Here is a 25,658-nt window from a genome sequence, read left to right as displayed (position 1 = left end):
GCCTTCCGCCATGCCTGCGGAAGGCCCTTCCGTGCCGGCTGCGGCGCCGGTCGCTCCGGCCGGTGGCTGTCCGGGCAGTCACCGGCCGGAGGTTTCACGCGGCTACGCGCAGCTGATGCCCACGCAGACCGTGTTGAGCAGCGTCAGCACGCCGACGCACGCACACGTTCCGGAGAACGAGTCGCCGTCGATGCCGACCGGGTCGGTCTCCGGAAGGGCGTGCAGCTGGGCCAGCAGTTCGAGAGCCTGGTTCTCCATGACATTCTCCTTCTCTGTGAGGCGGCGACAGGGATTCCTGCCGCTCAGCCCGGCTGCTGGACCGTCCAGTGCCGGGAGTCTGTGTGGCGGGTCCGCAGCAGGAACGCCAGGATTCCCGCGGACCCGTCGCTCCAGCTCGTCGAGACGTCCCCGTACTCGTTGGGGAAGACGACGTGACTGTCGCGGTGGGCTCGTTCGGAGACGAGGACTCGGGCCAGTTCCCCGGCCATCGCCAGGTAGGCGGGGTCCCCGGTGGCCTCGGCCATGTCGAGGAGGAAGTCGCCGTTCCCGGCCAGCCCGTGGCACTGGGCGAGCGCGGCGCGGGAGGCCCGCTCCATGACGGCGTGCGCCGCGCCACGGGCCAGTTCGTCGTACCGCCGGTCCCCGGTGCGCTGCCAGAGCCGGACCAGGAAGGAGCCGATGCCCGCCGAGCCGTGGCACCAGTACGGGGCGGTGGGCGGGTCGGTGGCCTGGGAGGGCCACTGGGCGGCCCGGTCGACCAGTACGGCGTTGGCCACCAGGTGTTCGCCGGCCGCGAGGGCCAGTTCCAGATGGCGCGGGTGGCCGGTCACGGCTGCGGCGGTGAGGAGGAAGGAGCCGATGCCTGACGTTCCGTGCGCGAAGCCCAGGTAGCGTTTCCCGGCCTCCTCGGAGACGGCTTCCGCCGGCACGGGCCAGCTCACTCCGGACGGTTCGGGCTCGGCGGCGGCGACCAGCCGGTCTGCCGCGTCGACGACCAGTTCGGCCAGGCGCGGATCGCCGGTACGGTGCCACAGGTGGGCGGCGGCGAGTCCGCTGCCCGCGGAGCCGTGGGTGATGTCGTGGCTGAGGGTCAACTCCAGCGGGGCCAGTGCCAGGGCCAGCGCGTGGTCGGTGAGCGTGCGGTCGTCGACGGCACGTCCGGCCTCGTACAGCGCCCAGGCGATGCCGCGACCGCCGAAGTGCAGGCCGGGGCGGATGGAGCGGGGGTCGGTGCGGGCGACGATCCAGTGGCCGGCGGTGGACAGCAGTTCCGGCAGCCGTGGGTCGTCGCTCAGCTCGTAGTACCTGGTCAGGACCGCCAGTACGCCTGCCGCGCCCTGCTGGACGGTGCAGGGGTCGGTCTCCCCGGCCAGGACGGACACGGGCCACAGCCGCCGGTCGTCGGCCGGGGTCATCGAGTCGACCAGGTGGTTCACCATCCCGGCGACGGCGACCTGCGTCGCGACCTGCCCGGCGGCGTCGGGTGCCCTGCGCGGCCTGGCGGCGCGCTGCCAGGGCCGGGTCGGCGCCGGTTCCGGGTACGTCTCACTCTCCGCCACCGGTTCCAGCTCGCGGAGGGCCGCACGCGCCCTCGCGAAGTCCCAGCGCGCGGCGGGGTCGTCCCTCGTCAGCCCGAGGATCAGCTGGGACAGGGGGTCCGGCAGGCGCAGGGTCGCGGCGCAGGTGGCGAGCCACTCGGCGAACCGCTGCTCCGGGGGCCTGGTGGCCGGCTCCTCGGGCAGCAGGTTCGGTACCTTCCCGCAGAGCACGAAGCAGATCGTGGCGCCGAGGCTGTAGTAGTCGGCCGTCGGGGAGACGGCGGCGTCCAGCAGGCGTTCGGGGGCGCTGAAGCAGGGTGTCCCCACTTTGGTCGGCAGCGCGGCGTCGCCCTCCAGGACGGCCAACTCCAGGTCGATCAGGCGCAGTTCCCCGTCGGGCCGGACCATGACGTTGCCGGGCGTGAAGTCCCGCAGCACGCAGCCGCGGGCGTGGGCCGCCGCGACCAGCTCGACGAGACGTCCGACCTGGGCGAGCGCGTCCGCCCGGTAGCGCTCGCTCCCGACGTCGCGGAAGTGCTCGGCGACCCAGTTGCGCAGCGGTATGCCCGGCACCTCCTCCTGGGCGAGGAACAGGTGCCCGCCCGTCTCGAACATCGAGAGGGCCTCCGGTGCCAGCCCGGTGTCGCTGAGCTTCTCCAGAATCCTGGCCTCGGCCCGCAGCCAGTCGCGCACGTCGGAGCCGGACGCGTCTCCCTCGACGTGCGGCCGGGCCTCCTTGATCACCACTCCGCCGCCCGTGGTGACGTCGGTGCCCCGGTAGACACCGCCCTTGTTGGTGTGCCGGATCGCCTCCCGTACGGAGAACCTCCCGCCGAGCAGCACCGGCTTCCTGGCCGCCTGTTCCTGCTTCGGCGGCAGCGGTACCGAGGCGGGAAAGGGGCTGACCGCCCAGGAGGGCGGGGAATACCTCCCGGTGCGCTTGTCCTCCACGGGATTGCCGTCGGGGTCCTCGATGAACCACACCAGCAGACCCTCGTCCGACAGGCGCCGCCGGCCCACGAAGGCCCCGTAGCGGTAATGCACCAGACTGTGCGGGGCGTAGGGCTGGTCGGAAAGAATCCGGGGGCCGGAAAGTCCCGCCGTGGCCTTGTGCAGCCTCAGCGCCATTCGGGCCGCGTCAGCATCCGAGGGCGGGTATACGGTGATGAACTTTCCCGAACTTCCCATTGGCGTGGCGCGGGAGTTGAGTGCGCTCACCTGCTCAAGGGACCGGACGAACTTGAATCCGGATTCCTCGTAAAGCAGCACGTCCAGCACCTTCACCAGGACTTCCGGCGCCGAGGCGGCCGTCGCGGAAACATGCAGTTTCCAGCCCTGCCGGCACTGAATTCCGGACAGGGGCGCGAGGCGGCACCACGTCTCTTCCACGTCGGTCACCCAACGCGTTTCCGTACCTGTGGCCTGTAACGCCCGGAAGAGCAGGCTTTCGAGTTTGACTTCGGTCGCGTGGCTCGTCATGCGTGTACCTCCCCAACGGTGAGAACCGCTGAGTGAAATATCCCCGCAACAATGATAAATGCACAATACGATTCAACGAGCGCACGGCATTGCCGTGCCGACAGGTGGCGCAGTCCGGCGCACATACAGGGCGCATATGCGCCTGCGGATCAGAAATGCTCGCCGTGTTCGACAATGCGAGCGAAAAGACAAGGGGATCGTGCATTCGGCGCCATTTATCTCCGAATTTGCCACTCACCGCCCACCGCAACTTCAACTGAACGCACCGAGCGACCGATTCTGACCGTTTCCCGCTCGGTTCGACACCATCGAAACGGGTGGGACTCCGACAATCGCCCTGATCATCCATTCCGGACAGGCGATACGGTGGCGTGGCCGCTCCGCACCCCCCTCTCCGCCCCCCTCCTCCACCGCCTCGAAGCAGAAACGACCACCCCATGACAACCGACCCGACAGCCATCCAGGCCGGCCTGCGCCGCCTGGGCGAAGCCGGGTGCCCGGCCTCCGAAGTCGCGCGCTGGGTGATGCGGGAGACCGGGGACGACGAAGTCCGCGTCTTCCAGCTCATGGTCCACTTCTTCCGCGCCTACCACCTCTCCGTCCGCACCCTCCGCGAACTGGAACTCTGGGAGGGCCTGGGCGCCGGCGGACCCACCACGGACGCCGAGTTGGACGCGCTGTTCGGTCCGCTCAGGGTCCGGGAGACGCCGTTGTCCTGACGGCGCGGGGCACACACGTGGGACCCTGCGGGCAGGGGATGACTCGCCGCGTCGTACTGGAGGTGTCCGTGAACGCGTCAGCGCCGGTCGCGTCGGGGAGCGCGCTGCACCTGCGTCCGCTGCCCGACCGCGCGGGATGGCGGGCGGTCGGGGAGATCACCTCGGCCACCTGCCCGGCCTGGGAGCGGACACTGGAGCAACTGCCACTGCACCAGGAGTTCGGGTGCCGTCTGGAGATGTCCGCCGTGACCTTCGTCGATGTCGCCGGTGTCTCGGCCCTGGCCGTCACCGCCCAACTCCTCCCGCCCGGACGGCACATCAGGGTCGAACGGCCGCCCGCCACACTCCCCCGGCTCCTTGAGATGTTCTGGCCGGACCTGCCCGCGATCGAGGTGGTGGCCCGATGACCGCCACGCACACCACCACCGAACCGACCGCCGCCCCCGAGCCGTTCGCCCACCCCGCCCTGTTCTACCGGGGGGAGGAGGAGTACCTCGACGGCACAGTCCCCTTCGTACGGGAGGGAATCAAGGCGGGGGACCCGGTGGCCGTCGCCGTGCCCGAGCCCCGACTCGCCCTGCTCAGGCAGCACTTGGGCGGCGACGCCGACTCCGTGCACTTCGTCGACATGACCGAGGCCGGCCGCAACCCCGGCCGGATCATCCCGCGAGTGCTGCGCGCCTTCGCCGACGCCCGCACCGACACGCACGTACGGATCATCGGCGAGCCCATCTGGCCCGGCCGCAGCGGCGTCGAGTACCCGGCCTGCGTGCAGCACGAGGCGCTCATCAACCTCGCCTTCCAGGGCCGGGATCTAACTATCCTCTGCCCGTACGACGCCGAGCGCCTCGCCTCCGACGTGCTCGCCGACGCGTACGCCACCCACCCGGTCGTCGTCTCCGGCGGCATCCGGCAGCCCAGTCCGTCGTACGCGCCCGGCCAGGTCGTCGCCGAGTACAACCGGCCGTTCCCGGCGGCTCCCGCGAGCGCCGAGCCCCAGGGCTTCGGCTCCGAAGAGCTGCCTGTCGTACGGCACTTCGCCGTCGCGCTGGCCGCCCAGCTCGGCCTGTCCGGCATACGTCTGGACGATCTCGCCCTGACCGTCGCAGAGTTGACCACCAACAGCGTGGTGCACGGTGGCGGCACCGGCACGCTCCGGGTCTGGGCCGAGGACTCGCAACTCGTGTGCGAGGTCCGCGACCGCGGGCACCTCAGCGACCCGCTCGCCGGCCGCCGCCCCGCCACCCGCGACCAGCGCGGCGGACGCGGCCTGCTGCTCGTGCACACCGTCACGGACCTGGTCCGCGTCCACACCGACCCCGCCGGCACGGCCGTCCGCTGCTACTTCGGAATCGGCAGCAACTAGCCGCCCAGCGGCCTCCGTCGACCTATCTCAGCCTGCCCAGCGAACTCCGTTGCCCGACCTCAGCCAGCCCAACGGCCCCGTTCGCCAACCTCAGCCAGCCCAGCGGCCCCCGTTGCCCGACCTCAGCCAGCCCAACGACCCCACTGGCCGACCTCACCCCGCCCAGACGACCGCCTGCACCTCCCCGTACGCATGCAACGCGTACGACCCCACATCCCGCCCCACACCGCTCCGCTTGAACCCCCCGAACGGCGCCTCCATGTTCCGCCCGACGGTGTTCACGCCCACGCCCCCGGCCCGCAGCCGTCGCGCGACCCGGAACGCCCGGGCCACGTCGCCGGACCAGACGTAGTCGATGAGCCCGTACTCGCTGTCGTTGGCGAGCGCGATGCCCTCCTCCTCGTCGTCGAAGGGGATGACGGTCACCACCGGGCCGAAGATCTCCTCCCGGGCCACCCGCATGTCGTTCGTGCAGTCGGCCAGCAGGGTCGGGGCGACATAGAAGCCCCGTTCGTACGGCGGGCGTTCGCCGCCCGCGACCACCACCGCGCCTTCCTTGCGGCCCAGTTCGACGTACGCCTCCACCCGGTCCCGGTGTGCCCCCGAGATCACCGGGCCGACCACCGTGCCCGCCGCACGCGGATCGCCCACCTTCAACTGACCGGCGTACGCGGCGAGTTGCTCGACCAGCTGGCCGTACACACCCCGCTGTGCCAGCACCCGCGTCGGTGCCGTGCAGATCTGGCCGCTGTAGAAGGAGAACGTCGTGCCGATGCCCGAGACCGCCGAGCGCAGATCCGCGTCGTCGAAGACCAGAGCCGCGCCCTTTCCGCCCAGCTCCATCAACTGCCGTTTCATGCCACGGCCGCACACCTCGCCGATCCGCTGCCCGACCGCCGTGGAGCCGGTGAAGCTGACCATGTCGACGTCCGGCGAGTCCACGACCGCCTCGCCGACCCCAACTCCCCGTCCGCTGACCACGTTCACGGTCCCCGGTGGCGCACCCGCCGCCTCCAGCGCCTCCGCCATCCGGTACACGGACAGCGGGTCCTGCGGCGCGGGCTTCACGACCACCGTGTTGCCCATGGCCAGGGCGGGCGCGATCTTGCCGGCCGGGTTCGCCCAGGGGTTGTTGTACGAGGTGATGCAGGCGACCACGCCGACCGGCTGGCGTATCGCCAACGCGCCCATCACGGCGGCCTTCCCGAACGGTCCCCCCTCGTTGACCTGCGGCGCGATCGCCCACTCGGCCGGCTCGACCGTCGCGTACCGGCGGAAACGGGCCGCGCCCACACCCACCTGCATCCCGCGCGCCGTCCCCGTCGTGGCGCCGGTCTCCGCCTGGGCGAGCGCGGCGTACGGCGCCAGCCGGCTCTGGATGATGTCCGCCGCCCGGCCCAGTACCGCCGCCCGTTCCTCCGCCGGCAGCCGGGACCACGGCTCGAAGGCCTCGCGAGCCGCCGCTGCTGCGGCGTGCGCCTGCTCCCGCGAGGCCTCCGGCGCCCACCCGACGGCCTCCTCAGTCGCCGGGTCGACCACCTCGTAGTGACCGTCGGCCGGCTCGACCCAGGAGCCGCCGACGAACAGCCGCTGTCCGTCGGTCACTTGGTACTCACCGTGGCCGTGTCCTGCCCCGAGCGAAGCACCTTGCCCGGCACCGCACCCGTGACCACATCGCCCCTGATGGCCTCGACTCCGTTCACCCATACGGCAGTTATGCCGATCGCCTGCGAGTCGAGACGCGGACTGTCGCCCGGCAGGTCGTGCACCAGGGTGGCCTTGCCGGCGTCGATCCGCTCCGGGTCGAAGAGGACCAGGTCCGCATGGAAGCCCTCCTCGATACGCCCCCTCTCCCGCAGGCCGAACAGCCGCGCCGGATCGTCGGTCAGCATCTGCACCGCCCGTTCCAGCGAAACCAGTCGGCGCCCGCGCAGACAGTCGCCGATGAACCGCGTCGTGTACGGCGCCCCGCACATCCGGTCCAGATGCGCGCCCGCGTCGGAGCCGCCGAGCAGCACGTCCTCGTGCCGCCAGGTCTCCGCGCGCAGCGCCCAGGACGCCGGGTCGTTGTCGGTGGGCATCGGCCACAGGACCGTACGGAGTCCGTCGGCCACGCAGATCTCGACGATGCAGGTGAAGGGGTCCTGGCCGCGTTCGGCGGCGATGTCCCGCACCACCCGCCCGGTCAGTCCCTCGTTGGCCTCGCTGTAGGTGTCCCCGATGACGTACCGCCCGAAGTCGGTCAGCCGCCGGAAGACCCCGGCCTCCTCGCTCTGTCCCCGGCGCACCATCTCCGCCCGTACGGCGGGGTCGCCGAGCCGCTCGATCCGCTCGGGCACCGGCAGGCCCAGGATCGGCCCCCATCCGGGGATCAGGTTCAGCGCGCAGAACGTGCCGAGGGACATGTTCATCGGCGTGAGGATGGGCATGGTGAGCGCCACGACCCGGCCACCCGCCTTACGGGCCCGCTCACTTGCCTCCAGCTGGCGGGGGACGCGGGCAGGTACGGCCGCGTCGATCGTCAGCACGTTCCAGTTCAGCGGACGTCCGGCGACCGCGCTCATCTCGACGAACAGATCGATCTCGTCGTCGCTGAACTGGTCGAGGCACCCGGCGACGATCGCCTCGATCTGTGTGCCCTCGTGCTCCCCGACCGCCTTGGAGAGGGCGAGGAGTTCGGCGGGCAGCGCGTGCCGGGACGCCACCGGTTTACCGTCCCCGTCGGAGTGGGTGGACGACTGGGTGGTGGAGAACCCCCAGGCCCCGGCCTCCATGGCCTCGTGGAACAGCCGCAGCATCTCGGCGAGTTGCCGCTCGGTGGGCTGTCCGCCGACGGCGTCCGCCCCCATCACGTACCGCCGCAGCGCGCAATGCCCCACCATGAAGCCCGCGTTGACGGCGATCCGCCCCTCAAGGGCGTCCAGATACTCCCCGAAACTGCTCCAACTCCACGGCGCCCCCTCCTCAAGCGCCACCAACGACATCCCCTCGACCTTGGACATCATCCGCCGCGTGTAGTCGGCGTCGTCCGGCCGAGCAGGGTTCAACGGGGCAAGCGTGAAGCCGCAGTTGCCAGCGGCGACCGTCGTCACCCCGTGATTGAGAGAGGGCGTCGCATACGGATCCCAGAAGAGCTGGGCGTCGTAGTGCGTATGCGGATCGACGAACCCGGGCGCCAACACCAGCCCGGCGGCGTCCTCGACGGTCCGGGCCTCCTCGGTCACGGTCCCGATGACGGCGATCCGCCCGTCCCGCAGCCCCACGTCAGCGACGTAGGCGGGCGCCCCGGTCCCGTCGACCACGGTGACTCCCTTGACCACATGATCAAGCAAGACTGCAACTCCCTTCTTTTTCAGGGGCGCGAGGAACTGCGCGACCAGCCCCCACGCACCCGCACCCGCCGACGAACCCTCAAGCCACCCCACGGAACCGCGAAGTCCGATGCACAGGATCCGTGTCGATCTTCGGAATCACATGCTCACCGACCAGCCGAATCGTCTGCAGCGTGTCCTCCCGAGAGATCCCGATAGGCATCCCGAAGCTCAGCTGATCGGCCCCGGCCTGCTCCCACCGCTTGCACTGCGTCAGCACCTCGTCCGGGTCCCCGCAGATCAACAGCTCCTCGGCGATGAGCAGTTCGATGATCTCCTCGTTGAACTCGGGCAGCGTCTCCGGCCACACCGGGAACCCCTCGGGACGAGGGAACGTGTCGTGGTACCGGAACAGCAGCGACTGCAGATAGTGCAGTCCACCGCCCGCCGCGATCCGCACCGCCTCCGCGTGCGTCGGCGCGCAGATCGCCGTCGACGTCACCATCACGTTGTCGTTGACGTACTCACCGACCGGCTCCGCGTCCACGATCGCCGTCTTGTACTGCTCCAGCACCCACTCCATGTCGGAGACCTTCTGCACGCTGAAGCCGAGCACGCCCAGCCCCTTGCGGGCGGCCATCGCGTACGAGGGCGGCGAGCCGGCGGCGTACCACATCGCGGGGTGCGAGGGCCCGTACGGCTTGGGCAGGACCTTGCGCGGCGGCAGCGACCAGTGCTTGCCCTGGAAGCCGACGTACTCGTCCTGCATCCACATCTTCGGGAACTCGGCGATCGTCTCCTCCCAGAGTTCCTTCGTGTGGTTCATGTCCGTGATGCCGGACATGAAGCCGAGGATCTCGTGGGAGCCGGCGCCCCGGCCGCTGCCGAACTCGAAGCGGTTGCCGGTGAGATGGTCGAGCATGGCGACCTTCTCGGCCACCTTCACCGGGTGGTTGACCGGGGCGAGCGGGTTGAAGATGCCGGAGCCGAGGTGGATGCGCTCGGTGGCGTGGGCGAGGTAGCCGAGGTAGACGTCGCTCGCCGAGATGTGCGAGTACTCCTCCAGGAAGTGATGCTCGGACACCCAGGCGTACTTGAAGTTCGACTTGTCGGCCTGGACGACGTACTCGGTCTCCTCCATCAGCGCCTTGTGCTCCGCGAGTGGATCGGTCTCGGCACGCTTGCCCACGTATCCCTGTACAAAGAGCCCGAATTCCAAGGAGGTTCACCGTCCCCAGTCACCCAAGTCAGCGTCTCTGACGTTTCTGACGTAGCGTCAGATTTCTTGGGTCGACTGTTCCACCGGGCCCTGTGACCGTCAATAGCTGACGGTCAGTCAGACAACACTGACACCCGCGAGCCAGCCCCCGTCGATCACGAACGGCTGCCCGGTGATGTACGAGGAGTCCTCCGAGGTGAGGAACAGCGCGAGCCGCGCCACCTCCTCGGGCCGCCCGATCCGGCCCAGCGGCACGAGCTTGCGGTACAGCTTGTCCAGGCCCTGCGAGGCACCCTCGGCGTCGGCGTCCGGGTCCAGCACGGCCGGGTTGGACATCGCGGTGTCGATGGCGCCCGGGCACATGGCGTTGACGCGGATCTTCTTCCGGGCCAGCTCAAGCGCGGCGACCCGGGTGAGCCCGACGATGGCGTGCTTGCTCGCCGCGTACGCCCCGACCGCAGCCATCCCGGTGACCCCGGTGTACGAGGCGGTGTTGACGATCGTCCCGCCGCCCGCGTCGGCGATGCGCGGCGCGACCGTCCTGATGCCCAGGAAGCAGCCGACCTGGTTCACCTGCACGACCTGCATGAACTCGTCGAGCGGGGTGTCGAGAAGGGTGTTGAAGCGCAGGATGCCGGCGTTGTTGACCAGCCCGTCGATCCGCCCGTACGCCTTCTCGGCGGCGGCCACGGCGGCCTGCCAGCCCGCCTCCTCGCGCACGTCGAGATGGACGTACAGCGCCCCCAACTCCTTGGCCAGCTCCTCCCCTTGATCGTCGAGCACATCCGCTACGACGACCCGCGCGCCCTCCGCCGCGAAGAGCCGGGCCTCCTGCTCGCCCTGTCCGCGTGCCGCGCCGGTGACGAGTACGACCCGTCCGTCGAGCTTGCCCATGCGGGGACCCCTTCCGCAGTTCGGATCGGTGGAGGTCAGCATCGTACCGCCGTATCTGACGATGCGTCAGAGACGGCGTCGGGTGTGCTGTGTGTGCGAGAGCACACTGAAAGTGACCGAGGAGTAGGGATATTTGACCCTGTCGCGAACCCACAGGTGACGCCAATAATCCTCCACGAGAAGGTAAAGCGATCCCCAAGAAACCCAAGTGTTCCAGGGACGGAGCGGCATGGCCAAGAGGCGACTGAAGAGCAAGAAGATCCGGCTCGTGGCGATCGGATCGGCGTTGGCGACCGGCGGCGCGATCATCACCTTCCTGCCGTCGGCCAACGCCGCTGAGGAGAAGACGGCGGAGCAGATCATGACGCTGTGCCAGCGAGCCGAGGTGCTCAATGGTAAACAGCAGGACATCTTCGACTTCGGCGGACACCCGATCGCCGGCCCGAGTTTCGAGTCCGACAACTGTGATTTCGTCGAGACGAAGTTCGAGACCTTCGACGGGCCCACCGAGAAGTCGTCCATCGACTTTCCGAACTGCGAGCCGAACGCCACCGAACCGTCGAAGGTGTCGATCACCTGGTCGGCGAGCGCCGCCCAGGGCCAGGGCCTTTACACCGTGACCCAACAGGGCGGTGGCGGCGGTCTCTTCGGGGCCATCGGCGGATCGTGGCTCAAGCACAAGGGCACCCTGGACCTGACCACGAAATCGGCTTCGGCGGGTGACACGGAAGAGCGCGAGGTGCCGGTCGGCAAGGTGCTCCACATGGAGTTCACGCCGAAACTGCAGCGGATGACGGGTGAATGGCGGGTGCGGATCGACGCCGACCCGGGCAGCTTCGCGGTGAATCCGTCCCCCGAGAAGAACTTCGTCGCGCCCGATGTGATTGAGGGTCCGGCCGTCCTGGCGGGTGCCGCCGGCGCACCCGGTCTGGTGGACGGCACGTCGAAGGCGGTCCTGGAGGACTGCTGACCCTCCTCCCGCCGCCCGCGAGCACTCCGCTCCCCCTCACCCTTCAAAACCGCAGATCAGCAGCCTTTCCCCCCAGGAGAACCCTATGAGCCGCACCGGCCGCGCCAAGAGCCACCGGAGCAAGAAGAAGCGCATCACCCTCGCCCTGGCCCCGGTCGCGGCCCTCGCGGTGGCCGTCCCGCTGATGGCCCAGGCGGGTGCCGCCACGCCCTCCGAGGTGACCGCGGACTGCGCCTCCGACTCGGACAAACTCGCGGACTGCGATTTCGTCCCCGTCCAGAACAAGCGGAACAGCCTCGGCCCGAACGAGCGGGTCTCGGCGATCACCGACAACTGCGGATCGACGAGCACCGCCTCGAAGACCTTCAAAGTGGCCGCGACCGTCAGCCGGTTCATTCAGTTGGAGGACGGATTCGTCGCCGCGGCCGACTCGAAACTGGTGGGTTCGTTCCTTGAGGTCGGCGTCAGTTTCAACACCTCCGAGATCAACATCACGACGGACGACAAGACCACCGGCCTGGAACTCAGCCGCACCGACACCGTGCAGGCGGACAGCATCGGTTTCTTCATGTGGTCGGCCAAGCGCACCGATGTGAGCGGATTCCTGCGCGCCACGTACAAGGACGAACAGGACGGCCAGAAGGTGTTCTTCGCGCCGAGCGAGGGCGCCGCGACCGTCCATGTCTTCTATCCGCAGCTCCTGAAGAACGGGACTCCGGACGGCCGGTTGTGGCTGCGCAATGTGAAATGCGGTACTCCGCAGGCAAACGGACTCCAGAATTCGGAGAACAGTGCCCGCGCGGAACCCGGATTCGGTGAGGGCGGCGGGAATGTGACGGACGTCGAGATCCCGCTGTCGGAGGTCGCGGCGGAGTAGGGATTCCGGACGGCGTCAGAAGCCGGTGGAAAAGGGGCGGCCCCGAATGTATCGCGCGAGCTGTTCTCAGGTGCGAACGACCGGGGCCGCCCCCAGCCATCTCAGCACCGCGTCCGTACTCCCCCGGGCGTCCAGCTTGGCGTAGATGTTGCTGAGGTTGTTGCGGACGGTCTTCTCGCTCAACCGCAGCCGCAGGCCGATCTCCTGGGCGCCCAGGCCGGTCGACAGCAGCTCCATGATCTGCCGTTCGCGCGGCGAGAGCAGGCTCCGGAGCCGTTCCATCGCCGCCCCGGCGACGGAGGCGGAGGCGCCCTTCGCCCCGTCCCGCAGGGCGGCGCACGCGGCAGGCGAGAGGTAGGTGTGGCCGACGGTGGCGGCCACGACCGCCGAGGACAGCATGCAGGTGCAGTAGTCGCCCTCGACGAGATAGCCGGCCCCGCCCCGGAACACCTCGACCACGGTCTCGGTGTCCTGCCGGGGACTGACGACGATCACCGGAACACTGACGGCCCCCATGGCCCGTAGCAGCACCGGGAATTCACTGGTCGGCTCCTCGCACCGCAGGACGACGACGTCCACGGCGCCCTCCTCGCACAGCTCCCGGTAGGGCGGTGCCACGTGCAACGCCCGTTCCACGTGCGGGCTTTCGGGCTCGGGCCAGTTCTCGTGCGGCCACTCGCCCTCCGCGCAGGCGAGAGCGACGGACAGCCTGGGCGCCGAGTGCTCGACGAACCGGGAAGTGCGCACCGTGCATGTCCTTCCGCCGGAACCATGACGTCCGTACGTTCATACGTACGCGCCCCGGCGTGGACATGTTCAAAGATTCAAAGAACCCCGGCCACCCGACCGGGCACGGCTGCTCGGCGGACCAGTCGATGAGCGGAACAGCGGATCAGTCGAGCAGGGGCCCCACCTGCTCCCCGAACGCGGCTATCTGGTCGAGGAGTTCGGCGGAACTCCGGCTCCGGAACCGCACCTGGATCTGATCGACACCCATGGCGCCGTACGCCCGCAGCGACTCGGCGACAGCCTCCGGAGCCCCGCTGACGGTCCGCCGCCCCACGTCCCACCCCGGCTCACCCACATACAGCGGCTCGGTGATCGCCCCCACGCTGAACGCCCCCTGGATCCCGGCCTGTTCGCGCAACCGCCGAATCCGCCCGATCTGCTCCCGAAGCCGGTCCCGGGGGTCCCCCTGCGGCAGCCACCCGTCCCCCTTGAGCGCGGCTCGGCGCACGGCGGCGGGAGACGACCCGCCGACCCAGAGGGGCACCCGTTCCTGGGCGGGCCGCGGCAGCTGCCCGAGCCCTTCGAAGTCGAACAACTTGCCGTGGAACTCCGGGAATTCATCCGGCCCGAGGGCAGCCCGCAGCGCGTCGACGGTCTCGTCGAGCACGGCGCCCCGCCGCTCGAAGTCGACCCCCAGCGCCTCGAACTCCTCCCGCACATGCCCGGCCCCGACCCCGAGGATGAGCCGCCCGCCGGAGAGATGGTCGAGGGTGGCGTACTGCTTGGCGGTGAGCAGGGGGTGCCGCAGCCCGACGACGGCGACATGACTGAGCAGTCGGACGCGCTCGGTCACGGCGGCGAGGTGGGCGAGGGTGGCGACAGGGTCGTACCAGACGGTGCTCATCGCGGGGGCGAGCCGGCGGGGAATGGCGACGTGATCACAGGAGGCGAGGTAGGCGAAGCCGGAGCGGTCGGCGGTGCGGGCGATGTCGACGAGGGTGGCCGGGGTGGCGGTGGCCTCCCAGGGTTCGGTGTAGAGGGTGGACTGGGACTGGACGGGCAGTTGCATGCCGTAGCTCATGGGCGGGCCCCTCTCCTCGTATCTGACGGATCGTCACATCAGCGCGCTGGCATCATGGTCACCGCTGCGGAACGACGAAACAAGGGGCGACCGCCCACTGCCTGCCTACCACCAGGGAGTGCAGGTGATCCCGTCCGTCTCCCCCGGGCTGAACAGCATCGCGCAGACCCGGAAGGCCCGGCTCGACGAGCTGCTGGTCGGGTAGGCCGGGGTGGTGATCCTGGTGCCGAACGATCTCACCTCGAACGGGCCGCACTGGATCCAGTCCACCTTGTCGTTGTTGGTGACGTCCATCCAGACACTGGCCCTGACACCGGGTCCCCAGTGGTCGCGTCCTCCGGTGCTCAGGACGCCCCAACCCGCCTGTACGCCACCGACGTTGCCGGTCTGCATCGCGTACGACGCGACCGCGTGCGGGTTGCCGATCACCAGTGCTCCCGCGCCCGCCACGCCCCGGCCGCTGAGGCTGTCGGGGATGTCGGTGAAACCGGCCGCGCCGCCCGTGCAGTCGGACGCCGCCGCCTGGGCCGCGCCGGAGGAACCGGCCAGGAGCCCTGCCCCGAGTACCAACGCGGCCGTTCCCACGCCGAAGGTCCGCCGGACACCGCGCATGTCTTCTCCCTGGTCGAAGAGTCAAAGAACTGACGGCTCCCGCGGCAGCCCGGCCCTTCGCCGTCATGCCCGCCCGCCGGAACCTTCGTCATGTCGTCATGACGGAGTCGGGCAGCTCTCCGTATGAGCGAACTTCGTTCACTCACCGGCCGATCAGCAGAAAACGCACGTAGCTGCCTACGCCCAGTTCCCCCCAGACCTCGTCTCGCGCGACCCCCAACTCCGATACCACCCGGCCCCGTTCGACCTCCGCGCCCGCCAACTGCTTCTGCCTCTGCAGCAGTTCCGCCCGCCTCCGCTGTGTGTCCATCGCCCGCTGCTGTCGCTGGCCGGTGAGGCGGGTGCGTTCGTCGGTGATCCGGCGTTGCAGGGCCGTCTTCTTCTGCTGGGCCTCGCCCTCCGCCTGCTTGATCTCCGCCTTGTGGGTGCGGCGGAGTACGACGATGTCCGCCTTGATCTGGGCCTGCGCCGCCGCGGGCACCGTCGTCGGGGCCGAGAGCCTGGCCCGGTGTTCCAGGCTCTGGCGCCAGACGTCCAGTACGTTCGCGCGGGCCTCGCCGATGCCGGGGACCCGGACCCGCTGGCCGCCCGGACGTACCAGGAACACCACCGACGGGTTGTGCGAGAGGTCGACGCCGATGAAATCGGCGGCGGTTCGGATGCCCGCGCTCTGCAACGCCTGGACCATCTTGCTGCCCATGTTGCTCAGCGACCGCGCCTCCTCGATCGACGTCCGCCGCAGTTTCTCCTGGACGTGCGCCCTGACCGCCGGTTCCAGCGCCTTCTCCAGCCGCCGCCGCTCCTTCGCCGCCAGCCCGGCCAGCTGCTGCTTGGCCTGGTCCGTACGCCGGTTCAGCTCCATGGTGATACGGGCCTGGCCGTCGCGCAGTTCGAGCTGCAGGGCCTGGATGCGCTGGTCGGAGGCGGTGTTGTCCTTGGCCAGAGCGTCGTCCAGGACGCGGATCTCCTTCTCCAGACGCTCGTACGTGCTTGCCGGGTCGGCGAGTTCACGTGCGCGCCGTTTCAGCTCGCGCACCCGCTTGCGGGCCGCCCGGTGCTCGGGGCGCCTGCGCCGGCCGAGGCCGATCAGGGCGGCGGAGGTGAGGAGGGCCACGCCCTGTGCGGCGGGGAAGACGTCCACCGGCTGGGCCGCCGCCAGGACCAGTGCGCCCGGCGTGGAGTTGCTGAGCAGCGCGCCGACAGCCGCCACCAGGTCACCGGTGCCGCGCTTTCCGAAGCCTGCCCTTGTCCCGGTTCCCGCCGCGGGTTGCCGCACCGGCTTCGGCGCGGGCGCCTGGGTGCCCAACCGGCCCGCCATCCACGCCGGTACACCGGACGGTGTCGCACCCGGCCCCGGCCCCGGCCCTGTTCCCGACGCCGCTCCCGAACCGGCCGGCGTCCAGGACGTGACCGTAGGGCGGCCACCGCCCAGACCGGCCCCGGGACCACCCGCACGTCCGCTTCCGCCCGTGCCCCCGCCCGTCCGCTGGCCCGGAATCCGCACCCCGTCGACCGTCAACGGCGGCAGCCCGGACGCCGGTTCGCCCAGGAACCCCTTCACCCTGCCCGCCAACTCCCGTACCCCGCGGTCCGGGTGGGTCAGCAGGACCGGCCAGGCGAGGGAGGTCGCCGGGTCCTTGAAGTCCGGTTCGGAGAGGATCAGGAACTCGCCGTGGCGGTCGTGTAGTTGGGTCCACAGGCCGGGGTCGGTGGCCACGGCGAGCAGGGCCAGTTCGATGGTCCAGGCGGAGAAGCGGTCCATGGCGGGGCCGAAGTCGGCGGCCGTGCGGCTGGGCGACTGGTAGTTGCGGTGGCCGTTCTCGGTGGCCTGTTCGCCGCGCAGAGCGGGGACGTACATGCCGTCGTAGTCGACGAGCCGGAAGGTGCCGCCGGCGGCCACGAGGAGGTTGCCGTGCTGGAGGTCGCCGTGGGCGATGCCGTTGCGCTCCAAGTCGGCTGTCATGGCGAGGAAGTTGTCGGCGAGGGTGTGCAGGGCGGACGGGTCGCCGAGATTGCGTTCGATCCAGGGGATCAGGCCGGTGCCCTGGATCCAGGTCATCTTGACCGCCGGGTACCACTCCCGGCCGACCAGGACGCCCTGTTCGAGGAAGTCGAACCCCACCGGCCACGGCTGGGACAGGGCTTTACCAGTGCCGCCCAGCCCGCCGAGTGCCGAACTGATCGCGGAGTAGCGCCTGCCAAGCGTCGCGCTGTCCCGGGTGAAGCACTTCAGCGCGTACCGCTGGCCGCTCCGCGCCGTCACGGAGAAGACGCTGGCGAAGTTCCCCGAGATCGCCTTCGGGCCGAGCACCGGGCTCTGCTGGACCGCGCCGAACTTCAGGTCCGGGTCCCTGAAGCACAGTTCGGGGTGTTGCAGGGCCTCCGCGTAGTTCGCTCCCGTCGGGAACTTCCTGGCCGAGCCGGTGCCCGAACCGGGGCCGGGTCCGGGGCCGCCGCCGGGGGGCACCGCCATCTACGCCTCCGCTCCCACCCTCGCCCGTACGAGCGTCACGTCATCGTTGCGCATCCGGGCCCGCGCCCGCTGGTCGTCCACCCACTCGGCGAAGTCCTCCTGGTCGAAGGAGGCGAAGGCGGGTGCGTCCACAAGGCCCCTCGGTTCCGCCTCTGTTGTGCGGGACAGCAGCCAGGCCGCCAACGCGTCGGTGGCCAGCAGGAGTTCGTCGCCCGGCAGCAGTTCGCCGGACGCCAGGCGCATCCGCCGCGCCACCAGCTCCACGTCGTGGTTGCGGCTGCCCAGCAGCTGGGGAGTGATCCCGAACTCCTCGACCGTACGCACCGGGAACGACTCAAGGAGCCGTCCGTCCCGCACCTGGAAGAGGCAGCTGTCGCCGAGCGCGAACGCGTACCAGTGCCAGCGGGTCGTCCCGTCCGCCAGGACCACGGCCCGCACCTCCGCCCCGAGCACGGTGGCGAATGCGCCCTTCTCCAGGCCCGGTTGCTCGTACCAGGCGATGGGTCTGCCCTGGGCGGCGCGCTCGGCCTGGTAGCGGATGAGGAAGGCGTCCCAGTGTGCGGCGGAGCGGTCCATCAAGTCCCGTACGAATGTCGGGAGTTCCTGCCACCAGTCACCGGCCAGGCGCATCGACTCGACGGCGTCGCGGACCAGGAGGCGGGCCCAGTCGCGGGCGAGCAGGCTCTCCGAGGCGCCGTCGGAGACCGCGACGTACAGCGACGCGACGGGACGTCCGGCGCCGTCGGCAGCGGCCTCGCCGGACTGCCAGCAGTACGCGGCGTCCTCGTACTCCTCCCGTCCGCTGCCCGACTTCTGCGTCCACAACCACTGCGCCCGCGGCAGCGCGGGGATGTCCCCCATGGTCAGCGCAGCTCCGTCGCACGGGTGCCGATGTCGAGGAACTCCACAATGGAGACGATGTCGGCGTTGTAGACGAAGCCCCGGGTGGTCTCGCCGACGCGGTGGCCCTGCGAGGCGGCGTACGAACGCATGTGGCTGGGCAGGACGCTGGACATCTGGAAGAGCAACTTCGCGTACGTGTCCGGCAGTTGCTCCTCGCTGTCCGGGAAGGTGATCGGGGCGCCGCCGCTGCCCGAGACGTGCAGGTTGAAGAGGAGGACCGGGCCGTCGGCGGTGGCGTGCGAGGCCAGGCCGATCGCGGCGCTGGTCGGGTCGCCGTCGGTGGACTCGCCGTCGGTGAGGTTGAGGACGATCGGCGGGAAGCCGCCGGGGTGGGTGTCGACCCAGTGCGCGACCAGGGTGTCGGCGTAGCCGAGGGCGCGGGTCATCGGCGTACCGCCGTTGGCGACCGGGTCCATCCAGACCGGGAACTGGACGGTCGTCTCGACCAGCCCGCCCGCCCCGTCCGGCACCTTCTTGGTCCGACTCTCCACGCGGGCGGGGTTGTTGGCGACCTCGCTCAGCGGGACGAGGTCGCGGCCGGCGAGGACTCCCTGGTAGGCGGAGCCGACCTGGTTGTGGCCGTAGCCGATGACGGCGACGTGGAAGTAGTCGCGTACGCCTTCCTCCTTGGCGCACTTGACCGACAGTTCCGTCAGGAGCCGGTTGATGGCATTGGCAACCACCTCGGCGCGCGGCTGGGTCGTCTCACCGCTCTCCATCGGGTCGCTCATGGACGCCGACTGGTCCACGAGGAAGATGAAACAACCCGGGTTGGTCCGGCTGATCTCTGCGGTGTACGGCAACGGAACGCCCCCGTGTCTCCCTGACCGGCGTCGGTCGGCGCCGGTCAGCGCTTTCGCACAAGTCGGTTACTTGTCCCCCAAAGAGAAATCACGGTACCGGACACCCCGCCCCCGACATGCGGTTATGCGGATTTCCCCGAACTGCCCGGACTCCAGAGTCCGTCCGGGGTCAGCCCGAGCAGTTCGATCGCGTTGCCCCGGACGATCCGCTCCACGACCTCCGGGTCCAGGTGCCCCATCTGCCGCTCGCCGACCTCGCGCGAGCCGGGCCAAGTGGAGTCGGAGTGGGGGTAGTCGGTCTCGTAGAGGACGTTGCCGACGCCGATCGAGTCGAGGTTCTTCAGGCCGAAGGCGTCGTCGAAGAAGCAGCCGTAGACGTGCTCGGCGAAGAGTTCGGACGGCGGCCGGTGGACCTTGTCGGCGACTCCGCCCCAGCCCCGGTTCTCCTCCCAGACGACGTCCGCGCGCTCCAGGATGTAGGGGATCCAGCCGATCTGGCCCTCCGCGTACATGATCTTCAGCTCGGGGAAGCGCTCGAACTTGCCGCTCATCAGCCAGTCCACCATGGAGAAGCAGCAGTTGGCGAAGGTGATGGTGGAGCCGACGGCGGGCGGGGCGTCGGCGGAGGTGGACGGCATCCGGCTCGACGAGCCGATGTGCATGGCGATGACCGTGCCGGTCTCGGCGCAGGCGGCGAGGAAGGGGTCCCACTCGTCGCCGTGCACGGAGGGCAGCCCGAGGTGCGGGGGTATCTCGGAGAAGGCGACCGCGCGGACCCCCCGGGCCGCGTTGCGCCGGACCTCGGCCGCCGCCAACTCGGCGTCCCAGAGCGGGATCAGGGTGAGGGGGATCAGGCGGCCCTGGGCCTGTGGGCCGCACCAGTCCTCGACCATCCAGTCGTTGTACGCCCTCACGCCGAGCAGTCCGAGTTCGTGGTCCTTGGCCTCGGTGAAGGTCTGGCCGCAGAAGCGCGGGAAGGTGGGGAAGCAGACGGCGGACTGGACGTGGTTGATGTCCATGTCGGCGAGGCGCTGCGGGACGTCGTAGGAGCCGGGGCGCATCTGCTCGTAGGTGATGACTTCGAGTTTGATCTCGTCCCGGTCGTAGCCGACGGCGGTGTCGAGGCGGGTGAGGGGGCGGTGCAGGTCCTCGTAGATCCACCAGTCGCCGATCGGGCCGTCGTCGCCGGGGCGGCCCATCACGGGCTTGAACCGGCCGCCCAGGAAGGTCATTTCCTTCAGGGGTGCGCGGACCACGCGCGGGCCGATGTCCAGGTACTTCTTCGGGAGCCGGTCCTGCCAGACGCCCGGGGGCTCCACCGTGTGGTCGTCCACCGAGATGATCTTCGGGAAGGTGCTCGTCGCCGTCTCCGCGCTCTCCACAGTTGTCTCCATATCAGGCACGGTAGCGCTGATCTGACGAACCGTCAGCTATGCGGTCGCCGGTCACTCACCGCTCACCCGCCGCACACCTCTGTGCGGAGACAGTGTGAGAACTCTGTAGTACTTCGTGGATATGCCGTGCGCCGATCTGTGATCGCTGTCTCGACAGCTGACGGACACCCCGGGAACAAGGCAAACTGCTCTCCTGGTCATGAAGTTCGGCAGGGAGCGGTGATGGGTGACATACCGGCTGTACCGCGAGTGCCGGCACAGCGGGATCCCAGGGATACTCCGGTGGAATCCTCGGCGGACTCCCCGACTGCGCTGCGCTTCAGCGTGCTCGGGCCGGTGCGGGCCTGGCGCGACGAAGCGCCGCTGCCCAACGGCTCCCCGCAGCAACGGGCGCTGCTGGCCGCGCTGTTGCTGCGCGACGGGCGGACGGCCACGGCGGCCGAGCTGATCGACGCGGTGTGGGGCGACGAACCGCCCTCGCAGGCGCTGGCGGCACTGCGGACGTACGCGTCGCGGCTGCGCAAGGTGCTGGGCACCTGGGTGCTGGTGAGCGACGCGGGCGGGTACGCGATCCGTTCGCTGAGCGAGGGGGCCCTCGATCTGGCGGTGGCGCAGGATCTGGCCACGGAGGCGGAGAAGGCGAAGAACGCCGGGGACCTGTGCCATGCCCGGAACGTCCTGAACAGGGCCCTGGACCTGTGGGACGGGGAGCCGCTGGCGGGCGTGCCCGGTCCCTACGCGGACGCCCAGCGCGTCCGGTTGGAGGAGTGGCGGCTGCAACTCCTGGAGTCACGACTCGACATGGACCTGGAGCAGGGCTGCCACGCCGAGTCCGTCAGCGAGTTGACGGCTCTGACGGCGGCCCACCCGCTCCGGGAGCGGCTGCGCGAACTGCTGATGCTGGCGCTCTACCGCAGCGGCCGGCAGGCCGAGGCCCTGGCGGTGTACGCGGACACGCGCAGGCTGCTCGCGGACGAGTTGGGCGTCGATCCCCGGCCCGGGCTCAAGGAGTTGCAGCAGCGCATCCTCAACGCGGACCCGGGACTCGCCGAGCCCTCCGCGCCGCTCGCCCCCGAGCCCGCCCCGGCGCCCGTGCGCCCGGCCCAACTCCCGGCGACGGTCTCGGACTTCACGGGCCGTACCGCCTTCGTCACCGAGCTGAGCAAGGTGCTGTCGTCCGCGTCCTCCGCGTCGGCGGCGCAGGGCCGGGTGATGGCGGTGTCGGCGCTGGCCGGGATCGGCGGCGTGGGCAAGACGACCCTCGCCGTGCACGTGGCCCACCAGTCCAGATCCGCCTTCCCCGACGGGCAGTTGTACATCGACCTCCAGGGCGCCGGAACGCAGGCGGCACAACCGGCGACGGTCCTGGGCGCCTTCCTGCGCGCCCTCGGCGCCGCCGACTCGGCGATCCCGGACTCGCTGGAGGAGCGCGCGGCCCTGTACCGCTCGCTGCTGGACGGCCGCCGCGTCCTGGTCCTGCTGGACAACGCCCGGGACGCCGCCCAGGTACGCCCGCTGCTGCCGGGCACGGAGGGCTGCGCGGCCCTGGTCACCTCCCGGGTGCGGATGGTGGACCTGGCCGGCGCCCATCTGGTCGACCTGGACGTCATGTCCCCCGAGGAAGCACTCCAGTTGTTCACCCGGATCGTGGGCGAGGAGCGGGTCGCCGCCGAGCGCAAGGCGGCCCTGGACGTGGTGGCTGCCTGCGGTTTCCTGCCGCTGGCGATCCGGATCGCGGCGTCCCGGCTGGCCGCGCGCCGGACGTGGACGGTGTCGGTCCTGGCGGAGAAGCTGGCGGACGAACGTCGGCGCCTGGACGAACTCCAGGCAGGCGACCTCGCGGTGAAGGCGACCTTCGAGCTGGGCTACGGCGCCCTGGACCGCCAACAGGCGCGCGCCTTCCGTCTGTTGGGCCTGGCCGACGGTCCCGACATCTCGCTGGCGGCGGCAGCGGCCGTACTGGGCAGGCCGGTCGAGGAGGCCGAGGAGGTCCTGGAGTCCCTGGTGGACACCTCGCTGCTGGAATCGGCGGCGCCCGGCCGCTACCGGTACCACGATCTCGTACGGCTCTACGCGCGTGCCTGCGCCGAGCGGGACGAACACCCGCCGGGCGAAAGGGCGTCGGCGATGTCCCGCCTGCTCGACTTCTATCTGGCGACGGTGGCGGCGACGTACCGCATCCAGCGACCGGAGGACCGGCTGGTCGACCATCTGGAGCACGCGGTGTATCCGGGGCTGACCTTCGCCGACCGGCACGCGGCGCAGGACTGGGTGCACGCGGAGGCGGTGTGCGTGCTGGCCTGCGTACGGCAGTCGGCGAGCCGTCCTGAGACGCTGCGCCGGGCCGCCGACGTGCTGTGGGCGGCGGTCGAGCTGGCCGAGTCCGGCACCAACTCCCGGGAGTACGAGGCGGTCGCGGCGATCGTGCGGGACGCGGCGCGGGCCGCCGGGAACCCGCGCACGGAGGCGCGGGCCCGCATCACGCTGGGCTTCGTGCACCACATCTCGGGCAGCGACTTCGACGCGGCGGTCCAGGAGGCCGAGAAGGCAACGGAGTTGGCGCTGGCGGCGGACGACCAGTACACCGCGTGCTGGTCGTCCAACCTCAGCGGCATCATCGCGCTCTACCAGGGCAGGCACGACGCGGGCGAGGCCCACTTCGCCCGCGCGATCGAGAACTACCGCGCCTACGGGGACCGTCCGGGCGAGGCCAGTGCCCTGTGCAACCTGTCCCGTATCCATCTGGCCACCGGCCGCACCGACAGCGCGGTCGCGCTGGCCGAGCGGGGCACCGCGATGTACGACGCGATGGGCCACACCGTGCGCGGGGCCAACGGCCGTTACGCGCTCGGCCTGGCCCTCACCCAGAGCGGCCAACTGGCGGACGCGGCTGAGCACTTGGAGGAGGCCCTGCGGGTGTTCCGGGACAGCAGGCAGCGCCTGTGGGAGGGCATGACCCTGTTCCGCCTCGCCGAGGTCGACCTGGCCGCCGCCCGCTCGGCCCGCGCGGCGACCAACGCCGAGCAGGCGCTGACGGTACTGCGCGGCATCGGCGGCGAGTGGCGCCGCGGAAATGTCCTTACGGTCCTGGGCCGTGCCCTGCACGGCATCGGCCAGTTGGACCGCGCGCAGGTGTGCTGGAAGGACGCGCTCTCCATCTTCGAGACGCTGGAGGCGCCGGAGGGCGACGCGGTACGGGAGTTGCTGGGGCGGCCGACGCGAACGAGCTGCTGAGGGTTGCCTGGACAAACGGTGAAAAGCGCCCGGAACCAGGGTCGTTCATCGTTCGTTTATCGCCGTCCGGCAGTCTCGTCCCGTCGAGCCGTCGCGTCGGGGGGCAGGCGGAACGACACGGAGCCGGACCTTTTGGGGGTGAACCGGCTCGGGGCCCGTCCCACGATCCACGGGGGAGTCGAGGGACGGGCCCCTCATTCCAACGGTCACCATTCAGGGGAGACAGCAAGATGAGCGACGAGATCACGACAAAGGACATCCACGCGACGTCCGAGCCGGCCACCGCCACGACGCTGGGCGACATCCACGCGACGAGCGAGCCGGCCAAGAAGACGAAGTCCACGGCGACGACCCTGGGCGACATCCACGCCACGACGGAACCGACGACGGCCACCGCCACGACGGACGACATCCACGCGACGGACGAGCAGGCCTGAACCGCCGGTCACGGCAGACACGTACACCTGCACACGGGGAACGACCGCGGCGGCGCGGAGGGGGAGCCGCCGCGGTCGTGGTGTGTGCGGGGGTGAAACCCCGCGGCCTTTCAGCCCCGCGGTGCGACTCAGCCCCGCGGTGCGACGCGGATGCGGTTCCCGTCTGGGTCGGCCGCCAGGAAGGTCAGCCCGAACCCCAAGTCATGAGGCTCGCGCAGGATCGTGACCCCCTGGGAACTCCACTGCTCAAAGGTCGCGTTGAGCTCCTCGGGTCCACCGTCGATGGCCAGGCACACCTCACCGGTGCGCGGCACGTCCGGTGACAGATCCTCGAACTGGCCGGACCACACGGCGAGTTCGGCGCCCGGCCCGAGGTCGAAGGTGATGTATCCCGAAGTCTCGAATGAGGGGCTCAGGTTGAGCAGGCCGCCGTAGAAACGAGCCGCGGCCGGCGCGTCGTTCACGTAGACGATGGACACGACGGATCTGGTCATGGTTGTTCCTTCTCCCAGGTCGTAGGTGGGTGGGTAGGTGGGTACGCGTCCACCAGCCTGACCTGGATATGCGCCATATCCTGGCGCAATTCCTGAGAAAATTGGCACGTGACCCCGGACCGTTTCTTCACCCTGATGCTGCTCCTCACATCGAGGGACACCGTGACCACACAGGAACTCGCCTCGGCGCTCGGGGTGTCCCTCCGCACCATCACCCGGGACCTGAACTGGCTCCGCGACGCCGGTCTGCCGGTGACCGCGCACCGGGGCCGTCTCGGAGGCGTGACCATGCTGCCCGGGTCCGGGCCCGACCTCACCCGGCTCACACCGGACGAGCGCGATCACCTGTCGCTCACCGGGCTGGACGAGAAGCAGCGTGCGGAGCTGGACGCATCGGCCGAGGGCCGACGCGCGCTCGCCAAGATCGCCGCCGCACAGCCACGCCGGGTCCATGAACTCCTGCCGCTCACCGACGTGGTGCACGTGGACAGCCGTCCCTGGCGTCAGGCGCGGGCTTCCGGCCCGACTCCGGCCTCGCTGATCGGCGCGGTGCGGCGGGGCCGCCGGCTGCGGATCGAGTACGACAGCCCACGCTCGGTACGCCCACGCGACCAAGTCGTCGATCCTTACGGGCTGTTCGCCAAGGCCGGCACCTGGTACCTCGTCGCCGACCGCGCCCGAGCGCCCCGGATGTACCGGCTCGAACGGATCACGACGTGGAAGGAGGTCGACCAGCCACGACAGCTCCGCGAGAGCCAGACCCTGGCCACCGTCGCCGCGGCGCTCATCGATCAGTGGGAGCACGACCACGCGATAGAGGTCAGCGCCACCATCGACCAGGGCCAGATCGAGCGAGCGCAACGGATCTTCGGCCTGCGACTCGTCCCGGACGACCTCGACGACCATGACAACCACGGCGACCACGGCGACCACGGCGACCACGAAGAATCCGCCACCGGCCGCAAGGTGACCATCCGCTTCCCGCATCTGGAGGACGTGCGCGCACTACTGCCGTTCGGGAGCGCCATCACCGTGCACGGCCCCACCGAAGCCAGGGCCCACCTTCGCGACCTCGCCACCGACCTCGCGCACCACTATGCGCCGCCACCAACACCCTGACCCGCA

22 protein-coding genes are annotated in these 25,658 nt (G+C 70.1%); 8 read left to right on the top strand and 14 right to left on the bottom strand.

Annotated features, from left to right (window positions below; translation table 11 throughout):
• Nucleotides 1–102 precede the first annotated feature (102 nt).
• Together CW359_RS45920 and lanL are read right to left on the bottom strand one after the other, a co-directional pair.
• Nucleotides 103–258, bottom strand: a complete 156-nt coding sequence (locus CW359_RS45920) for a VenA family class IV lanthipeptide (protein ID WP_198655344.1) — start codon at nucleotides 256–258, stop codon at nucleotides 103–105.
• A 44-nt stretch (nucleotides 259–302) separates the two neighbouring features.
• The gene (gene lanL / locus CW359_RS22805; protein ID WP_105971940.1) at nucleotides 303–3,017 is read right to left on the bottom strand and encodes a class IV lanthionine synthetase LanL; all 2,715 of its coding nucleotides are present in this window, start codon (nucleotides 3,015–3,017) and stop codon (nucleotides 303–305) included.
• 437 nt (nucleotides 3,018–3,454) lie between these two features.
• Between lanL and CW359_RS22800 the strand changes: the two genes are divergently transcribed.
• The 3 genes from CW359_RS22800 to CW359_RS22790 all read left to right on the top strand — a co-directional run bounded on the left by CW359_RS22800 (nucleotide 3,455) and on the right by CW359_RS22790 (nucleotide 5,102).
• Complete coding sequence (locus tag CW359_RS22800) at nucleotides 3,455–3,736, top strand: hypothetical protein (protein ID WP_105971939.1); 282 nt, start codon at nucleotides 3,455–3,457, stop codon at nucleotides 3,734–3,736.
• Between the two features lie 68 nt (nucleotides 3,737–3,804).
• A complete protein-coding gene (locus CW359_RS22795; RefSeq protein ID WP_232838538.1) occupies nucleotides 3,805–4,143 on the top strand; it encodes an STAS domain-containing protein in 339 nt (112 codons plus the stop codon).
• On the top strand, nucleotides 4,140–5,102 hold the full coding sequence (locus CW359_RS22790; protein ID WP_105971937.1) for an anti-sigma factor RsbA family regulatory protein: 963 nt from the start codon (nucleotides 4,140–4,142) through the stop codon (nucleotides 5,100–5,102). Before CW359_RS22795 ends, CW359_RS22790 begins: the two co-directional genes overlap by 4 nt.
• Before the next feature lie 153 nt (nucleotides 5,103–5,255).
• Here CW359_RS22790 and CW359_RS22785 read toward each other — a convergent pair whose 3' ends face one another.
• From CW359_RS22785 to CW359_RS22770, 4 genes are all read right to left on the bottom strand, one after another.
• Entirely contained in the window at nucleotides 5,256–6,707 is a 1,452-nt protein-coding gene (locus CW359_RS22785) for an aldehyde dehydrogenase family protein (protein ID WP_105971936.1), read from the bottom strand.
• Nucleotides 6,704–8,434, bottom strand: a complete 1,731-nt coding sequence (locus CW359_RS22780; RefSeq protein WP_105971935.1) for an N-acyl-D-amino-acid deacylase family protein — start codon at nucleotides 8,432–8,434, stop codon at nucleotides 6,704–6,706. The genes CW359_RS22785 and CW359_RS22780 overlap by 4 nt, the downstream gene beginning before the upstream one ends.
• Nucleotides 8,435–8,513: 79 nt before the next feature.
• On the bottom strand, nucleotides 8,514–9,632 hold the full coding sequence (locus CW359_RS22775; protein WP_105971934.1) for an LLM class flavin-dependent oxidoreductase: 1,119 nt from the start codon (nucleotides 9,630–9,632) through the stop codon (nucleotides 8,514–8,516).
• Between the two features lie 117 nt (nucleotides 9,633–9,749).
• Nucleotides 9,750–10,526, bottom strand: coding sequence for an SDR family NAD(P)-dependent oxidoreductase (locus CW359_RS22770; RefSeq protein WP_105971933.1), 777 nt, complete (start codon nucleotides 10,524–10,526; stop codon nucleotides 9,750–9,752).
• 229 nt (nucleotides 10,527–10,755) lie between these two features.
• On the opposite strand from CW359_RS22770, the gene CW359_RS22765 reads away from it, so the two are divergent.
• On the top strand, nucleotides 10,756–11,496 hold the full coding sequence (locus tag CW359_RS22765) for a hypothetical protein (protein WP_198655343.1): 741 nt from the start codon (nucleotides 10,756–10,758) through the stop codon (nucleotides 11,494–11,496).
• An 85-nt stretch (nucleotides 11,497–11,581) separates the two neighbouring features.
• A complete protein-coding gene (locus CW359_RS22760; RefSeq protein ID WP_105971932.1) occupies nucleotides 11,582–12,373 on the top strand; it encodes a hypothetical protein in 792 nt (263 codons plus the stop codon).
• A gap of 66 nt (nucleotides 12,374–12,439) precedes the next feature.
• Here the strand turns inward: CW359_RS22760 and CW359_RS22755 are convergent, their stop codons facing one another.
• The 7 genes from CW359_RS22755 to CW359_RS22725 form a co-directional block, all read right to left on the bottom strand.
• Complete coding sequence (locus CW359_RS22755; protein ID WP_105971931.1) at nucleotides 12,440–13,120, bottom strand: response regulator transcription factor; 681 nt, start codon at nucleotides 13,118–13,120, stop codon at nucleotides 12,440–12,442.
• Between the two features lie 145 nt (nucleotides 13,121–13,265).
• On the bottom strand, nucleotides 13,266–14,183 hold the full coding sequence (locus CW359_RS22750; protein WP_105971930.1) for an LLM class F420-dependent oxidoreductase: 918 nt from the start codon (nucleotides 14,181–14,183) through the stop codon (nucleotides 13,266–13,268).
• Between the two features lie 105 nt (nucleotides 14,184–14,288).
• On the bottom strand, nucleotides 14,289–14,795 hold the full coding sequence (locus tag CW359_RS22745) for a hypothetical protein (protein WP_105971929.1): 507 nt from the start codon (nucleotides 14,793–14,795) through the stop codon (nucleotides 14,289–14,291).
• Between the two features lie 142 nt (nucleotides 14,796–14,937).
• The gene (locus CW359_RS45390; protein ID WP_157968620.1) at nucleotides 14,938–17,268 is read right to left on the bottom strand and encodes a hypothetical protein; all 2,331 of its coding nucleotides are present in this window, start codon (nucleotides 17,266–17,268) and stop codon (nucleotides 14,938–14,940) included.
• Entirely contained in the window at nucleotides 17,269–18,129 is an 861-nt protein-coding gene (locus tag CW359_RS22735; protein WP_105971928.1) for a protein phosphatase 2C domain-containing protein, read from the bottom strand.
• Between the two features lie 2 nt (nucleotides 18,130–18,131).
• Nucleotides 18,132–18,974, bottom strand: a complete 843-nt coding sequence (locus CW359_RS22730) for a vWA domain-containing protein (protein WP_105971927.1) — start codon at nucleotides 18,972–18,974, stop codon at nucleotides 18,132–18,134.
• A 122-nt stretch (nucleotides 18,975–19,096) separates the two neighbouring features.
• Nucleotides 19,097–20,368, bottom strand: coding sequence for an amidohydrolase family protein (locus CW359_RS22725; protein ID WP_105971926.1), 1,272 nt, complete (start codon nucleotides 20,366–20,368; stop codon nucleotides 19,097–19,099).
• A 222-nt stretch (nucleotides 20,369–20,590) separates the two neighbouring features.
• Between CW359_RS22725 and CW359_RS22720 the strand changes: the two genes are divergently transcribed.
• Entirely contained in the window at nucleotides 20,591–23,602 is a 3,012-nt protein-coding gene (locus CW359_RS22720) for an SARP-family global regulator AfsR (protein WP_105971925.1), read from the top strand.
• 230 nt (nucleotides 23,603–23,832) lie between these two features.
• Nucleotides 23,833–24,039 (top strand): hypothetical protein, encoded by a 207-nt coding sequence (locus CW359_RS22715; RefSeq protein WP_105971924.1) that lies wholly within the window; start codon nucleotides 23,833–23,835, stop codon nucleotides 24,037–24,039.
• Nucleotides 24,040–24,167: 128 nt separating this feature from the next.
• Here CW359_RS22715 and CW359_RS22710 read toward each other — a convergent pair whose 3' ends face one another.
• Complete coding sequence (locus tag CW359_RS22710) at nucleotides 24,168–24,533, bottom strand: VOC family protein (protein ID WP_105971923.1); 366 nt, start codon at nucleotides 24,531–24,533, stop codon at nucleotides 24,168–24,170.
• A 108-nt stretch (nucleotides 24,534–24,641) separates the two neighbouring features.
• Here CW359_RS22710 and CW359_RS22705 point away from each other — a divergent pair, with 108 nt between their 5' ends.
• On the top strand, nucleotides 24,642–25,652 hold the full coding sequence (locus CW359_RS22705) for a helix-turn-helix transcriptional regulator (protein ID WP_105971922.1): 1,011 nt from the start codon (nucleotides 24,642–24,644) through the stop codon (nucleotides 25,650–25,652).
• The last annotated feature ends 6 nt before the right edge of the window (nucleotides 25,653–25,658 follow it).

Origin of the sequence: Streptomyces geranii, from assembly GCF_002954775.1 — a bacterium.
Classification (GTDB): Bacteria; Actinomycetota; Actinomycetes; order Streptomycetales; family Streptomycetaceae; genus Streptomyces; species Streptomyces geranii.
This window is presented reverse-complemented; position numbering and strand designations above follow the sequence as displayed.